Below are 15,437 nucleotides of genomic sequence, written 5' to 3'. Positions count from 1 at the left end.
GGCCCGCCCCGGCCACGGGTTCACCCTCGAACCGGCCCGCCCCGGCTAAGGGCACCCCACCTCGTCGCCCCGCACCACCCCGAACTCCCCCTGCCGGGCGTCCTCCGCGCGGACCTTGCGCACCTTCTCGAAGTCCGTGCCCACGATCACCTTGAGCGTCGCCCCCTGCCCCTTCACCGCGCGCAGCTCACTGCCGGGCAGGGCCGTGGCGAGGGACTTGGCCGAGCGGTCCCAGCGGGGGTCGTGGGCGACGACGGTACGGCGGGTCGTCGGCCGGGCGGCGTTGGTGGGCTGCCGGGTCGTGCGGAAGCCGGTCGCGGCCAGGGCGGCGTCGACACGGCGGCCCAGACCCGCGGTGCGGGTGCCGTTCTCCACCTGGACCCGGATCTGCTGCGGTGCCACCGGGACCCGGACCGCCGTCCTGCGCGGGCGGTGCGCTGCCAGGGGCCGGTCCTCGCGCAGCGCCCGGAACAGCTTGGCCGACTTCACCGGGTCCCATTTCAGGGTGGAGCCGATGCCCTTGACCGCGTAGGCCATCTTCCCGATGGGGACGGTGGCGAACTCCGAGGACGAGGGGGAGAAGTCGCGCATCGCCCGCCCCAGGTCCAGGAGTTCGTCCGTGCCGAAGCCCTTGTCCGCGCGGACCGAGCCGAGCACGGCCCGGGTCACGTCCCGGAACTTCAGCGGGTTCAGCAGGACGCCCGAGGAGGTCGCGCGCTCCACCAGCGCCGCCAGGAAGCGCTGCTGGCGCTGCATACGGCCGAGGTCGGAGGCGCCGTCGACATGGCGGGCGCGGACGTACTGCAGGGCCTGGCCGCCCTTGAGGTCGTGCGGGCCGGCGGGCAGGTTCAGGCCGGTGTAGGAGTCCTTCAGCGGTGCCGTCGTGCAGATGCGGACGCCGCCGAGGTGGTCGACGGTCTTCATGAAGCTGGTGAAGTCGACCTCCAGATAGTGGTCGATCTTCACATGCGTCATGTGCTCGACCGTCCGCACGGTCAGCTGGGGACCGCCCTCGGCGTAGGCGGCGTTCAGCTTGATGGGATGCGCGTGATGCCGCTCACCCGTCGTCCGGTCGACGTGTGCGGGCAGTTCGGCGTAGGAGTCGCGGGGGAGCGAGATCACACTCGCCCGCTCCCGGTCCTCCGAGATGTGCACGATCATGACCGTGTCGGTGCAGCGGCAGGGCGCGCCGCCCAGGCGGTACTTGCGGCGCTCGGCCTCGGAGATCCGGTCGCGGCCGTCGGTGCCGACCAGCAGCACGTTCATGCCGTGCCCGGCCTGCGGCCGGTTCTTCATGTCCTTGAACGGGTCGACGCGCGCGATGTCCGCGTCGAGGCTGGTGACGACCGCGTGCCCGATCCCGGCGGCGGCCAGGACCACGACCGACAGGCTGGTCACCGCCCGCATGGCCCAGCGGGGCCGTCTGGGCCGCGCGGCGGGGCGTGGGGGGCGGCGGGACGGCCGCGGGCGGGGTTGGGGCCGGCCGGGCGACCTGGGCGGCGTGGGCAAGGGACACCTCCGGTCGAGGCCGTACGCGGGAGCCGTGAGCACCGTAGGCCGATACGATCTCCACCCCGGTGCACCGCCACGGCCGGGGCGCACTGGTGTCCCCCGTTCGCGGTAACGTGAGCACCGATGAACGCCAAGTCCGACGTGCAGCTCCCCGCCGTTTCCGTGATCATGCCCGTCCTCAACGAGGAACGGCATCTGCGCGGTTCCGTCCAGGCGATCCTCGCGCAGGAGTACGCCGGTGAGACGGAGGTCGTGATCGCCCTCGGTCCGTCCACGGACCGTACGGACGAGATCGCGGCCGAACTGGTGCGCGAGGACCCTCGCGTGCACACCGTGCCCAACCCCACCGGACGCACGCCCGCCGCCCTCAACGCCGCGATCAAGGCCTCCCGGCATCCGGTCGTCGTCCGCGTCGACGGGCACGGCATGCTCTCGCCGGACTACATCGCGACCGCCGTACGGCTCCTTGAGGAGACCGGCGCGCAGAACGTCGGCGGGATCATGCACGCCGAGGGCGAGAACGACTGGGAGCACGCGGTCGCGGCCGCGATGACCTCGAAGATCGGCGTGGGCAACGCCGCCTTCCACACGGGAGGCCAGGCCGGGCCCGCCGAGACGGTCTACCTCGGCGTCTTCCGCAGGGAGGCGCTGGAGCAGCAGGGCGGCTACAACGAGGAGTTCATCCGCGCCCAGGACTGGGAGCTGAACTTCCGCATCCGCGAGGCGGGCGGCCTGATCTGGTTCTCGCCGGAGCTGAGGGTGTCGTACCGCCCGCGGCCGAGCGTGCGGGCGCTGGCCAAGCAGTACAAGGACTACGGCCGTTGGCGCCATGTCGTCGCCCGCTATCACTCGGGCTCGATCAACCTGCGCTACCTCGCCCCGCCGACGGCGGTCTGCGCGATCGCGGCCGGCCTGGTCGTGGGTCTGGCCCTCACCCCCTGGGGCCTGCTGATCCCGGGCGGCTACCTCGCCGCGATCACCGCAGGCTCGCTCCCCGCGGGCGGCGGCCTGCCGCTCAAGGCCCGCCTCCAGATCCCCCTCGCCCTCGCCACCATGCACATGTCCTGGGGCTGGGGCTTCCTGACCAGCCCGAAGGCACTGGCCCGCAAGGTGATCGCGTCGCGGCGGCCTGCGGTGCTCGCCGAGCGCTGACCGCGAACGCGAACGAGCGAACCGGTCCTCGCACGGACTCGGTTCGCTCAGCGGCAGTGGTCAGTCGTCAGTGGTCAGTGGGCAGTAGGCAGCGTCAGCGGCAGTGTCGTCGTCGGCCCGGCCGGGCCCGAGGCGGCGCGGCACCATCGCCCGCGCCGGACGTCGTCACCAGGTGAACCCCGGGTTCACATGCATGCATGCCTCGTCGTCCGCGCCGTTGAGGGCGTCGGCGGTGTCGGGCAACTTGTCGCTCCGGGCGGGCACCTTGTACGTGGTGCCCTCGCGCCAGTCGGCGCCGACGACCAGGGTGACGCCGCTGACGTCCGTCGAGCGCTGGACCGCGCTCAGCGGGATCTTCAGGGCGCGGGCCACCGCCTGCGCGTCGCCCTCCAGGTCGGCGCTGGGGAACCGCACCACCGTGCGCTTCTCGGCCGGGGGCGTCAGGGGATCGAACACCGCACCGGTGAAGCCCTGCCGCGCGAGCAGACCCGCCACCTCCGTGGCACGTCCGTTGGCCGGGCCCAGCACGTCGGTGCGCGTGGCGTTCTGGACCTGGACCGCGATCTCGGCGTCCGGCGCGGCCGGGTCGCTGGAGACCTGTTCCGTCTTCTTTTTCTTCTTCTTGTCCTTGCCGTCCAGCGCGATGTCCTCGCGCACCAGCCGGAACAACTGCTCGGCGTCCTCGGTCGGCTCCACGCGCGCGCCCACATAGCGGTTGGGCATCGTGGTCATGGTGACGCGGTCCGGCGCCACCCCCCGCAGTTCGTTGCTGAGGTCGTAGAGCTTCTTGACGCTGTTCAGACCGGGGTCGACCGTGAGCGCCCGGGTGGCTTCCTCGGCGAGCTTGCGCAGCTTGTTGGGGCTGCTCAGGGTGGCGTTCGTACGCAGCTCGCGGACCAGGGAGTTCATATACATGTGCTGGGCCTTGGCGCGCTGGAGGTCGCTGCCGTCGCCGAAGCCGTAGCGGGTGCGCAGCCACTGCAGGGCCTGCTCGCCCTTGACCGGGTGGGTGCCCTCCTCCAACTGCAGGCCCGAGCCGTGGCCCTGGCTGTCCCGGGAGCGGATGTTGGCGTCCACGCACACCGGGACACCGCCTATCGCGTCGGCCATCGACACCACGCCCGCGAAGTCGACCATGACGAAGTGGTCGATGTGGATGCCGGTGAGCTCCTGCCAGGTGGCCACCGTGCAGCCGGGACCACCGTGGCTGAGGCTCACGTTGGTCATGTCGCGGTTGTCGCTCGCCTCGTAGACGTGACCGTCGTCGGGGTCGGTGCACTTGGGTATCTGGACGAGAGTGTCGCGCGGCATGCTGATGACCGACATGTTGGAGCGGTCGGCGGACAGGTGCAGCAGCATCTGCACGTCCGCGCGCGGCGGCGTGCCGAACGTCTCCTTGGCGCCGCCGAGTTTCTGGTTCGCCTCGGAGTCACGCGCGTCGGAGCCTATGAGCAGGATGTTCAGCGGTGTCTGCCCGGCGGCGTTCGGTGTGGGCGCGGCGACGTCGCTGTCGCCGAGGTTGAGATGGTCCTCTTTGATGTTGGCGTTCAGGTGCCGGTAGTAGAGATACCCGGCGCCGGCCGTGCCCACGATGAGCAGCGCCACGGCGCCCGCCGTCCAGCGCAGGACGCGCGCGCCGCGCCGCGGCGCGCGCCGGGACCGCCGTCCGCCGTCCAGCGCCTCGGTCCGTGTCTCCGGCTCCGTGTCCGGTGAGGTGCCGGGCGCGGAGCCGGCCGAGGCCCGGCCGGCGTCCGCACTCGCCTCGTCAGCGTGCCGGACCCGCTGCAGGGTCCCCTCCCCTTGCACACTGCTCTGCGTCATTTCCCGTCCTCCCCACCCTCGCGGCCATCGAACGGGCCTGCCATGCGTCTTGTCAGACGCGTGACAGGCCCGTCTGGTCGCCTGCGGCGCTCAACTTCCCGGCCGGGGCCTCGTCAGCTGGCGCACTGAACCTTGTCCGCCGTGGTCTTGTCTTTCACGTCGATCTTCGCCTGACCGGTCAGCGGGATCCCCGCCCCCTTGAAGTCCTTGCCCAGGGTCAGTGTCATCGTCGGCAGGCCCTGGGAGTTGGTCACGCTCTCGCCCGGCTTCATCGCCGCGCCGGACAGCCCCATGATCGCGGCGAGCGCACGGGCCTGGTCGGCCTGGTCGGGCGCGTACTCCAGTGTGGTCTTGGCGAGATCGGCGGGCGCGTTGCCGCCGTTCTCCGACTTGGTGACGCCCTCGTTCAACTGGAGCCAGTTGAGCGTGTTCTGCGCGGAGCCGTCGGCCGCCCCGCCGTTGAGGACCTGCACCCGCACGTCGGAGGCGGGGGCCTTGGTGCCCTTCAGCCGGGCCGCGAGTGCCGCGCTCTCCTGCTTCTTCTTCTGCTTGACCTCGGTGAAGGAGACGTCGTTCTTGATGGCGTCGAAGATCGGCGGTGCCATGGTCTCGTCGAGGACGACCGTCGCCTTCACCGTCTCGGCCGGATTGTCCTTCACCGGGACGGTCGTGAAGGAGAGGTTCTTCATCGGCACCTTCTTCAGCTCCAGTGCGATGTCCTTGAGCGTGCCGACGTCGCCGATGGCCTTGTCGACGGTGAGCGCCTCGGTGGCCGCCTCCGCCAGCTTCACCAGCTTCGTGGGGCTGGTCAGCGTGTCGCTGGAGGACATCTTGCGCATCAGCGAGGCCAGGAACTGCTGCTGCACCTTGATGCGGTCGAGGTCGCCCATGTTGCCCCAGGCGTGCCGGGTGCGAACGAACGCCAGCGCCTGCTCGCCCTCGATGGTGGAGGGACCGGCGGGGAGCTTCAGATGCGACTTGGGGTCGTTCACGGCCTTCTCGACGCACACGTCGACGCCGTCCACGGCCGTGGTGAGCGTCTTGATGGCGTTGAAGTCGGCCAACATGAAGTGGTCCGGCTTGACGCCGGTCAGGTCGTGCACGGTGCGCATGGTGCAGCCGGCGTCGCGGCCGTCGACTGTCAGGCTGTAGCCGAAACGATTGTGGGCGCCCGGGATCGTCGCGAAGGAGCCGTCCGTCTGCTTGGTCTCGCAGTCCGGGATGTCCAGGATCAAGTCGCGCGGAATGCTCAGCACTGTCGCGTTCGACCGGTCCTTGGCCACATGCAGCAGCAGCGTGGTGTCGGCGTGGCCCGAGCTGCCCTTGTCGCCGTAGCCCTCGTTGCCCTCGCCGGTGCGTTTGTCGGTACCGATCAGCAGGATGTTGAAGGCCTCGTCCTTGCTGAAGTTGCTCGCGGCCGCGTCGCCGACGTCCGTCGTGTTGACGTTGCCCTCAAGGTGCTTCAGATAGAGGTAGCCCGCCGTGCCGACGGCGACCAGGACCAGAGCCATGGTGCCGCCGGTCCACATCAGGATCTTCTTGCCCCTGGGCTTCTTCGCCGTACGCCGCCCGCGCCGCCCCGGCGGCTCCTCGGGTGCGGTGCGCCGTCTGCGCGGCGGCGGGACCTCGCGGCCCGGCGCGCCCTCACGGCCCGGCGCCTCGGGCGCGGTGCGGCCGCCCGGCGCGGGCGTCCGCGAACGGGCGGCACCCTGCGCGGCACGGCGCGCTGCCGCCCGCGGTCCGGGCACGCCCGACTGCGCTGCGGAATTGGCCAGTCGCAGTTCGTATTCGCCGGTGTCCGGATTGAGCACCCACTGGTCTGCGGGATCGATGTTGTCCGCCCGCCCACGGCCTTGCGCGTCCACGGTTGTCCGAATCCTCCGTCGGGGCCACGCGGCGCCTTCCCCCTCAAAGGCGCTCGGCTCTCGTACAAACAGTGCGCGACCCCGGACAGGACCGGGTAGGTCGCTGTGCCGGGGGCACCGGAAGCGCTCACACTATCCGCCCAGTTCAGCGTGGGGCGACGACGGTGACAAATTCCACGCCCATACAACCGGGCAATCCCGCCCAATTCCTTGAACGCGCGTTCGTCCGGGCCGGACTACTTGGGGATGGCTTTACCCGCAGTCGTCCTCGGCGGCGGTGTTTCCGCGGAACGTGGGGGCGGGGGAAGAGGAGTCTTCGCCGTACTCGGAGTGATCGTACGACTGCGAATCCGGATCGCTGTCCGTCGCGGAATCCCGCGGAGCTTCCTTGGAGACGTTGATCGGCGCGTCCCTGCGCAGCCGGGCGAACAGTTTCTCGGCGGCCGGTTCCACGAGCTGGTCGCGGTTGGGGTTGTAGGCGTACGACTCCCGCGGGACGGTCAGAAACCGCACTCGTTCCGTGGGGATGTCGCGCACGCCGCGCACGAGTTCGTACAAACCGCGCAAACTCGCCAGCGAGGGGTCCGTCGTCAACGAGGACGTGGCCGCGTCCAGCACCGGATAGAGCTTGACCGGATTCAGCAGTACGTCGTTGCTGCGCACCTTGCTGACGAGCGCGCCGAGGAAACGCTGCTGGCGGTCCATGCGGTCGGTGTCGCTGCCGTTGCCGATGGATTTGCGGGCGCGGACGTACCCGAGGGCCTGCTCGCCGTTCAGCCGCACGCGACCGGCGGGCAGCCGCAGCTTGGCCGCCTTGTCCCGGATGGGCTTCGTCAGACAGATCTCCACGCCGTCGACGGCGTCGACCATCTTCTTGAACCCGCTGAAGTCCACCACGATGTGGTGATCGATCCGGATCCCGGTCAGCTTCTCGACCGTTCGGATCGTGCAGGCCGAGCCGCCCGTCTCGAACGCGTAGTTGAACATCGCGAACATCGGCTCGGTGCGCGTGCCGTCCGGCTTGCGGCAGCCGGGTACGTCCACCATCAGGTCCCTCGGCAGCGACACCGCGGTCGCGCTGCGCCGGTCCGCCGACAGATGCAGCAGGATCGTCGTGTCCGAGCGCTCGGTGCCCGAGTCGCGCCCGTACTTGCGGTTCCCGCTCCCGGCGCGCGAGTCCGACCCGATCAACAGCAGGTTCCGCGCGCCCTTGACCAGCGCGGTGGGCCGTTCCTTCTCGTACCGCGCGAGCTCCGCCGCGGCGGCCTCGTCGGGGGTGATGTTCCCGTCGAGCTTCGCGTACAGGACCGCTCCCGCGGCCGCGGCCCCCACGACGACGACCGTCACGCCGATCGCGGTCCCCCGCACCCAGCGTCTGCGCCGCCGGCGTATGAGCCCCCGCCCCGAGGCCACCGCCCCGGCCCCGACGACCCCCCGCCTCCCGGAACCCGAACCCGTGCTCTCGCTCACGTCTGAGTCCCCCTCACGGCGTCCGGGCGTCTCGTCCTGTGCCTACGACGATGCCGTGGATGGCGGCGGGGTGCGGGGTGGGGGTGGGCCGAACGGGGGACAGGGGCGAGGCTGACCTGCGGCCCCGTGGGGCGGGGCCGCAGGTCAGCCTAGCTGTCGCGGGTCGGGGCCGAGGCGGGTTACTTCGCGGGCCGGGTCAGTCGGGTTACCTCGCCGTCGCCGTGACCCGCTCGCTCTCGATCCGCTTGGTCAGCGTCTCGTCCGACGCCTGCTCCAGGTGCCGGCACAGTACGACCGAACCGCCGGAGGCCAGCGGCCCGTACAGGCCCGCGCTCAGGCCCTCCCATGTGTCGTACGGCAGCGCCGACAGGAGCCGGGAGCCGGGGCCGGTCAGTCCGAGGGGTGCCGCCTCGGCGCGGGCGCGCTCCACGACCTCGGCGCCGGTCAGCCCTGCCCCGGCGACGACCAGCGCGGGCTCCTCCGGGTCCACGGGCGCGTACGCGACGAAGCGGTCGCCGAAGGTCGGCACCTCGACGGCGTAGTCCTCGTAGCCCGCCGGAGGTCCGCCGGTGAAGCGCCGGCCCAGCGGCGCCAGCGACAGCGCGTAGCGCTCCCCGGCACAGGCCAGGCCCTCGTCGAAGCGGCCCGGACCGGCCACGACGTGGTCCGCCCGCGCCGGATCCCCGTCGACGTCCGCGACCACACCCACCGAGGAACAGGCCAGCAGCCACACCGCCGTCTGCCAGTGCGCGGGCAGCAGAAGCGCCACCCGCTCGCCCGGCTGGGCGGACATCCCGTCCTGGAGGAGGTTCGAGGTCTTGGCCACCCAATTGGCGAAGGTGGCCACGGACAGTTCGACGCGTTCGCCGGTCGCGTCGTCGTAGAAGGTCACGAGCGGTCGCGCGGGGTCCGCGGCGAGCGCGGAACGCAGCAGGTCGGCAGGGGTGCGGTCGGTGGCATTCACCCGCGCAAGCGTACGCGTGCCGACGCGCCCGCGCCGCAGCGCCATGCCACCGGTTCGGCCCAGCGCATACCACCGGTTCGGCCCAGCGGCGGCCGACGGCCCGTCAACTCATCGATGGACAGATTTGTATGACTATGTCCAGGATCAGGGGCATGCGTGGATTCCTTGCCTCTTCGATCGGCGTCACCTGCGCGGCCGCCCTGGCCCTGCCGCTGACCCTGCCCGCAGCCACGGCGACGGCCCGCCCCGTGCCGACCGCGGAGCGGGCCGACGACGCCTCCGCCGCGGTTCCCGGACGGACCCAGTCCCTGCCACTGGTCCCGCTCGCCGCCGAACGTGCCCTCGGCTCCGCCGCCGTACAGGGCCTGACCCGACGCGACGTACGCCACTTCTCCCTCGTCGGCGTCGTATGGGACGACCCGGACGCCGAACTGCACGGCCGCGTCCAGGTCCGCACCCGCGACTCCATGACGGGGGAGTGGTCCGGCTGGCAGGACGTCGAGACCCACAACCATGAACACGCCGCCGACCCCGACACCGCCGAGCGCGTCACCGGCCGGGTCCGCGGCGCCACCGCCCCGCTGTGGGTGGGCGATTCCGACGGCGTCGAGGTCCGGGTCCGGGCCGTCGCCGAGTCCCGAGTCGAGGAGACCGGCCGCGGTGCCCGCACCGCCACCGCCGGGGCCTCGCTGCCGTCGGGCCTGCGCCTCGAACTCGTCGACCCCGGACAGGCCGACGACGCGGCGCCCGTGTCCGGCGCCGTCCCCGCCTCTGGTGCCGTACCCGCTTCCGTTGTCGTACCCGCCGACTCGCCGCGTACCGGCTCGCTCGGTCCCGACGCCGCCCTCGCCTCCGCCGCCAACGCCCCGCTCGCACCGCTCGGCGCCACGGAGCTGCCCGCGCTGAGCCGTGCCGCGACGGAGCGGGAACTGGCCCTGCTCCCGGAGGGCGGGACGCGCGCCCAGCCCAAGATCGGGCCGCGGCCGCGCATCGTCACCCGTCGCGGCTGGGGCGCGGACGAGTCGCTGCGCGAGAAGAAGTTCGTCTACACCAAGTCGGTCAAGGCGGCCTTCGTGCACCACACGGCATCCGGGAACAAGTACCAGTGCTCACAGGTGCCGTCCGTCATTCGCGGTATCTACCGCTACCACGTCAAGAGCATGGGCTGGCGGGACATCGGCTACAACTTCCTCGTCGACAAGTGCGGAAACATCTACGAGGGCCGTGCCGGCGGGGTGGCGAAGGCCGTTCTCGGCGCCCACACTCTCGGGTTCAACACCAAAAGCACGGGGATCGCCGTGCTCGGCACGTTCAACACCTCCAAGCCGTCGGCCTCCGCGGTGACCGCCATCGCGAAACTGACGGCCTGGAAGCTCGGCATCTACGGAGTGGACCCGCGTGCCAAGACCTATCTCACGTCCGGTGGCGGGAATCTCTACCAAAAAGGTAAGAATGTACGACTGAACGTGATCTCCGGTCACCGGGACGGCTTCGCCACGCAGTGCCCCGGCGGGCTGCTGTACGGCAAGCTCGGTTCGGCCCGGACGAACGCGGCCCGCTTGCAGGGGCGCTGACCGGCCGGCCCCAGCCGCTTGGGGGGTATACGTCGTATGCCGGGAGCACGTTCGGGGGGCATGTTCACCGCCGTCGGGGGGAAGGGACGCGACACCGCCGGCAGTCGAGAGCGCCAGACAACGTTCTGCATACACTGACCGGCCGAATGACAGTTCGGCCGGTCCCGGCAGGAAGCAGAGACGACAGGTGACAGAAGCGATCCTCCTGGTCGGCGGCAAGGGCACGCGACTGCGCCCGCTCACGGTGTACACACCGAAGCCGATGGTCAGGGCGGCGGGGGTGCCGTTCCTCACGCACCAGTTGGCGCGGGCGAGGGCGGCAGGGGTCGAGCACATCGTGCTCGCGACGTCCTATCTGGCGGACGTCTTCGAACCGTACTTCGGTGACGGTTCGGCGCTCGGTCTGCACATCGAGTACGTCACCGAGGACGAGCCCCTCGGGACGGGCGGGGCGATCCGGAACGTGGCCTCGCGTCTGCACTGCGGGCCCGACGATCCGGTGCTCGTCTTCAACGGCGACATCCTGACCGGGCTCGACATCCGGGCGCTGGTCGACACCCATGCGCGGTCCGGCGCGGATGTCTCCCTTCACCTGACGCAGGTGACGGACCCTCGTGCGTACGGGCTCGTGCCCACCGACGCCACGGGGCGGGTGCTGGCCTTCCTGGAGAAGCCGCAGACGCCCGAGGAGATCGTCACCGACCAGATCAACGCCGGGGCGTACGTCTTCCGCCGCTCGGTCATCGACTCGATCCCGTCGGGTCGGCCGGTGTCGGTGGAGCGGGAGACGTTCCCGGATCTGCTGGCGGCAGGGGCGCATCTGCAGGGCATGGTCGACAGTACTTACTGGCTGGATCTCGGGACTCCGGCCGCCTTCGTACGCGGGTCCGCGGACCTGGTTCTGGGGCGGGCCCCGTCCCCGGCGGTGCCGGGTCGGTGCGGGGACCGGCTGGTCCTTCCCACGGCGACCGTGGCACCCGACGCGAAGCTGGCCGGGGGGACGGTGGTGGGCGAGGGGGCGTTCGTCGCGGAGGGCGCGCGGGTGTTCGGCTCGACGATCCTTCCCGGGGCGGTCATCGAGCCCGGGGCGGTCATCACCGACTCCCTCATCGGCAACCGCGCCCGCGTGGGCACGCGCTCCGTCCTCAGCGGCACGGTCATCGGCGACGGGGCGGTCATCGGCGCCGACAACGAACTCCGCGAGGGGGCCCGGGTGTGGTGCGACGCCCGCATCCCAGCGGGGTCGCTCCGCTTCTCGTCGGATCAGTAGGGCGCCCCTGTCCGTTGCGGCAGCGCGTGACGTGGGTGGGGGGTGCGGGGGGCCGGGGCGGGTGGTGTCCGTCCCCGGTCCGCCACACCCAGCCGCGGGCATGCGTGCCGCTAGGGGCGGCACGGGTGGGCGCGGCGGCACCTCGTCGCGCCGAGTTGCGCACCGTCCCCCGCCTCAGCCGCGCCGTACGCGACGTCTCTACGCCCGTTGGTTTGGGCTGCGCAGCGCCGTGGCCGGGGGCATGCGTGCGCTGGGGGCGGCACGGGTGGGCGCGGCGGCACGTTGCAGCGCCGAGTTGCGCACCGCCCCCGCCTCAGCCCCGCGCAGCGGAACCTCATAGCGCCGCGCCGAGCAACTCCCCGGCCTCAGCCCCGCCCAGCGGAACCTCGTGGCGCCGAGCCGAGCAACCCCCCGGCCGCAGCGCAGACCCAGCCGTGCCCCTCACAGCCGCCCGATGTCGCCGCGAGGCATACGAGGCGCCCGGCGGGCGGGAGTTCGGCCGCTGAGAAGGATGAGGCGGGCGGCACGATGCCGCTGCCCCGCGTACGGCTCCAGGAGCCGCAGCATGACGTCGTCGTCGGCGTGCCGGTCCCCGGCGAGCGCCCACCCCACGATGCCGGGCAGATGAAGGTCCCCGACCGTCACGGCATCGGCCGCCCCATGACTGCGCTGCACGGTCTCCGCGGAGGTCCAGGGCCCGATACCAGGCACCAGTTCGAGCCGCGCCTGGGCGGCCTCAGGCGCCATCCCCATGGCCTCCTCCATCCGCGCGGCGACGCGAACCGCCCGCAGGATGGTCGACGCCCGCTTGTCGTCGACGCCGGCGCGATGCCACTCCCAGGAGGGAATCAGGGCCCAGGTCCGCGGCGCGGGCATGACCCACAGTCGGCCGCCCGCCGCGGGCCCCGGCGCCGGCTCCCCGAACTTCCGCACCAGCAGCCGCCACGCCCGATACGCCTCGTCGGTCGTGACCTTCTGCTCCAGGATCGACGGAATCAGCGACTCCAGCACCAGCCCGGTCCGGGTCAGCCGTAGCCCGGGCCGCCGATGCCGGGCCGTCGCCAGCAGCCGATGGCGTGGAGCGAAGGCGTCCGGGTCGTCGGCCGAGCCGAGCATCTCCGGGAGCCGGCCGAGGAGCCAGTCCGCCCCGGGCCCCCAGGCCTCGCCCCGTATCTCGCCGCCGCCGCACGGGGACACCCGCAGCGTCCCCGGCCCGGCGGGGGTGCGGCTGGCGCGCCAGACCGAGCCGTCGGGCAGGGCGCGGAACGTCGGATCGGCCGGACCTCGGCGCAGCGGTCCGAGGACCAGTCCGAGATCGAGGGGGCCGCCGGGGGCGTACGTCCGTACCCGGCCGGGACCCGCGGCCGGCCTCGGCACACCGCCGGGTACGGCGACATGGCCCCCGCGCACCGTCGTACGCGTGGGGCGTGGAGCGAAGCGTCCAGCCACGAGTGGTCCCTGGGAAGCCGGTGAGGTTCTTCGAGCGTACGAGCCCCGGCGGGTGGGCGGGGGCCACTCGGGCATTGACGTGCGCCACATGTCAGCGCACCTCGATGAACGCCTCCGCGTCCCGGTCCGCGCGCGGGCGGGGTTCCTCCGCGGGGTGGCCGATCGCGACGGCGCCCATGGGGTCCCAGTTCTCGGGCAGGCCGAGGACCTCGCGCACGACGTCACGGCAGAACATGGTGGAGGACACCCAGGCCGAGCCCAGCCGCTCCCCGGCCAGGGCGACGAGGAAGTTCTGGACGCCGGCGCCCGTGGCGACCACGAACATCTCCCGTTCGGTCCCGTCGCGCCGCGCGTCGCCGTAGGTGTGGGAGCCGTCCATGACGAGGCAGGGGACCACCAGGCCGGGCGCGTTGCGCAGGACGTCGCCGCGGCGGACGCGCCGGGCGATGGACTCCTCGGTCTTGCCGTCCCGGCGCAGGTCGGCGATCCAGGCGTCGCGCATCGCGTCCAGCAGGCGGGTGCGGGACTCGGCGGATTCGAGGAGGACGAAGCGCCAGGGGGTGGTGTGGTGGGGTGCGGGGGCGGTGATCGCCGCCGCGACGGCCCGTCTCACCGCGCCGGGGTCGACCGGCTCGTCGGTGAAGGAGCGGACGGTGCGGCGCCGGGTGACCGCCTCGCGGATCGCCTCCGAGGTGCCGAGCCGGAACATGTCGTCGTGGGCGTCCCGGACGAGGGCTCGGGCGCCCGTCCCGGTCTCGCCGGTCACCTGCGGCAGGCCGCGGACGACGGCCACCGGCAGGCCCGTCGCCTTGCCCTTGACCAGATCGCCGGCCGCGGCCAGCTCGTCGGCCGTGGCCACGACGGTCGCGCTGAGGGGGTTGCCGTGGGCGTCGGTGCCACCGCGCAGGTCGTCCAGGACGTGCACTCCGGCGGCGCCGATCGCGACGTCCGTGAGCCCCGCGCGCCAGGGTCGCCCGAAGGTGTCGGTGACGACGACCCCGATGTTGACGCCGAGGATCGCGCGCAGGCCCTCGCGGATCGCGCGGGCGGACGCGTCGGGGTCCTCCGGGAGCAACAGGACCGTGCCGGAAGGGGTGTTGGAGGCGTCCACCCCGGCGGCGGCCATGACCAGGCCCTGACGGTTCTCGACGATCCGCAGGGCGCCGCGGCGGGCCACCACCCGGACCGTCTCGGCGTCGATCGCGGCCTCACGGTCGGCCGCCTCGACGATCCGGCCCTCCGCCTTGGAGACGATCTTGGAGGTGACGAGCAGTACGTCCCCGTCGGCCAGTTCCGGCTCGGCGGTGGCGATCAGCTTGGCGAGGTCGTCGCCGGGCGCGACCTCGGGCAGTCCGGGCACGGCCCAGACGCGGTAGCCCTGCGCGGACGCCTCGGTCATACGGTCCGCACCTCCTCGGCCAGCGCCAGCGCCTCGCGGGCCATCAGCGCCGTCGCGTCGAGGTCGGTCATCATCAGCGGTACGGCCCTGCAGCGGATGCCGGCGGTCTCGACGCGCTCCACCGAGGCCGCGTCGACCGTGTCCACGAGCCAGCCGTCCAGCAGGCCCGAGCCGTAGTGCTCGGCGACCGCGGCGGCCGTGGACTCCACGCCCACCGCCGCGAGCACCTTGTCGGCCATGCCGCGCACGGGTGCGTCCCCGACGATGGGGGAGAGACCGACCACGGGCACGCCTGCCTCGGCGATCGCCTCCCGGATGCCGGGCACCGCGAGGATCGTGCCGACCGAGACGACGGGGTTGGAGGGCGGGAAGAGGACGACGTCCGCCTCCGCGATGGCCTCCAGCACGCCGGGCGCGGGCTTGGCCTGCTCGGCGCCCACCGGGACGACCGCCTCGGCGGTGACCGACGCGCGCAGCCGGACCCAGTACTCCTGGAAGTGGATCGCCTTGCGCTCGCCGTCGACCTCGACGGCCACATGCGTCTCCACGCGGTCGTCGGTCATCGGGATCAGGCGGACGCCCGGCTGCCAGCGGTCGCACAGGGCCTCGGTGACCGCGCTCAGCGGGTAGCCGGCGCCGATCATCTGGGTCCGCACGATGTGCGTGGCGAAGTCCCGGTCGCCCAGTCCGAACCACTCGGGGCCGACGCCGTAGGCCGCGAGCTCCTCCTTGAGGTGGAAGGTCTCGTCGGAACGGCCCCAGCCCTGTTCCTCGTTGATGCCGCCGCCGAGGGTGTACATCACCGTGTCGAGGTCCGGACAGACCTTCAGCCCGAACAGATGGATGTCGTCCCCGGTGTTGCCGATGACCGTGATGTCCGCGTCCGGCGCGGCCTGCTTCAGACCGCGCAGGAACCGGGCACCGCCGATGCCGCCTGCCAGAACCACAATGCGCATGGGCC

The 15,437-nt window shown here is 72.1% G+C and carries 11 protein-coding genes; 3 read left to right on the top strand and 8 right to left on the bottom strand.

All coding sequences use genetic code 11. From position 1 onward, the window contains the following. Positions 1 to 45: 45 nt before the first annotated feature. Positions 46 to 1,407 carry an LCP family protein gene (locus tag ABZZ79_RS21000; RefSeq protein ID WP_356690863.1) on the bottom strand — a complete coding sequence of 454 codons (1,362 nt, stop codon included), beginning with the start codon at positions 1,405 to 1,407 and terminating at the stop codon, positions 46 to 48. A gap of 228 nt (positions 1,408 to 1,635) precedes the next feature. On the opposite strand from ABZZ79_RS21000, the gene ABZZ79_RS20995 reads away from it, so the two are divergent. Next, on the top strand, positions 1,636 to 2,664 hold the full coding sequence (locus ABZZ79_RS20995; protein WP_356690861.1) for a glycosyltransferase family 2 protein: 1,029 nt from the start codon (positions 1,636 to 1,638) through the stop codon (positions 2,662 to 2,664). Between the two features lie 165 nt (positions 2,665 to 2,829). On the opposite strand, the gene ABZZ79_RS20990 is transcribed toward ABZZ79_RS20995, so the two are convergent. The 4 genes from ABZZ79_RS20990 to ABZZ79_RS20975 all read right to left on the bottom strand — a co-directional run bounded on the left by ABZZ79_RS20990 (position 2,830) and on the right by ABZZ79_RS20975 (position 8,784). Next, entirely contained in the window at positions 2,830 to 4,485 is a 1,656-nt protein-coding gene (locus ABZZ79_RS20990; protein WP_356690859.1) for an LCP family protein, read from the bottom strand. 113 nt (positions 4,486 to 4,598) lie between these two features. Continuing rightward, on the bottom strand, positions 4,599 to 6,350 hold the full coding sequence (locus tag ABZZ79_RS20985; RefSeq protein WP_356690857.1) for an LCP family protein: 1,752 nt from the start codon (positions 6,348 to 6,350) through the stop codon (positions 4,599 to 4,601). A gap of 252 nt (positions 6,351 to 6,602) precedes the next feature. Next, on the bottom strand, positions 6,603 to 7,820 hold the full coding sequence (locus ABZZ79_RS20980) for an LCP family protein (RefSeq protein ID WP_356690855.1): 1,218 nt from the start codon (positions 7,818 to 7,820) through the stop codon (positions 6,603 to 6,605). A gap of 205 nt (positions 7,821 to 8,025) precedes the next feature. After that, a complete protein-coding gene (locus tag ABZZ79_RS20975; RefSeq protein ID WP_356690853.1) occupies positions 8,026 to 8,784 on the bottom strand; it encodes a TIGR03089 family protein in 759 nt (252 codons plus the stop codon). Positions 8,785 to 8,936: 152 nt separating this feature from the next. On the opposite strand from ABZZ79_RS20975, the gene ABZZ79_RS20970 reads away from it, so the two are divergent. Together ABZZ79_RS20970 and ABZZ79_RS20965 are read left to right on the top strand one after the other, a co-directional pair. Next, complete coding sequence (locus ABZZ79_RS20970; protein ID WP_356690851.1) at positions 8,937 to 10,358, top strand: peptidoglycan recognition protein; 1,422 nt, start codon at positions 8,937 to 8,939, stop codon at positions 10,356 to 10,358. Positions 10,359 to 10,545: 187 nt separating this feature from the next. Next, on the top strand, positions 10,546 to 11,628 hold the full coding sequence (locus tag ABZZ79_RS20965; RefSeq protein WP_356690849.1) for an NDP-sugar synthase: 1,083 nt from the start codon (positions 10,546 to 10,548) through the stop codon (positions 11,626 to 11,628). A 441-nt stretch (positions 11,629 to 12,069) separates the two neighbouring features. Here ABZZ79_RS20965 and ABZZ79_RS20960 read toward each other — a convergent pair whose 3' ends face one another. The 3 genes from ABZZ79_RS20960 to cofD form a co-directional block, all read right to left on the bottom strand. Continuing rightward, positions 12,070 to 13,077: a DNA-3-methyladenine glycosylase 2 family protein gene (locus ABZZ79_RS20960; RefSeq protein ID WP_356690847.1), complete on the bottom strand. Its 1,008-nt coding sequence runs from the start codon at positions 13,075 to 13,077 to the stop codon at positions 12,070 to 12,072. 91 nt (positions 13,078 to 13,168) lie between these two features. Next, positions 13,169 to 14,476: a coenzyme F420-0:L-glutamate ligase gene (locus tag ABZZ79_RS20955; RefSeq protein WP_356690845.1), complete on the bottom strand. Its 1,308-nt coding sequence runs from the start codon at positions 14,474 to 14,476 to the stop codon at positions 13,169 to 13,171. Continuing rightward, on the bottom strand, positions 14,473 to 15,432 hold the full coding sequence (gene cofD / locus ABZZ79_RS20950; RefSeq protein WP_356690843.1) for a 2-phospho-L-lactate transferase: 960 nt from the start codon (positions 15,430 to 15,432) through the stop codon (positions 14,473 to 14,475). Before cofD ends, ABZZ79_RS20955 begins: the two co-directional genes overlap by 4 nt. Positions 15,433 to 15,437: the final 5 nt, after the last annotated feature.

The organism is Streptomyces sp. NPDC006458 (assembly GCF_040612135.1).
In the GTDB taxonomy this organism is placed as follows: domain Bacteria; phylum Actinomycetota; class Actinomycetes; order Streptomycetales; family Streptomycetaceae; genus Streptomyces.
This window is presented reverse-complemented; position numbering and strand designations above follow the sequence as displayed.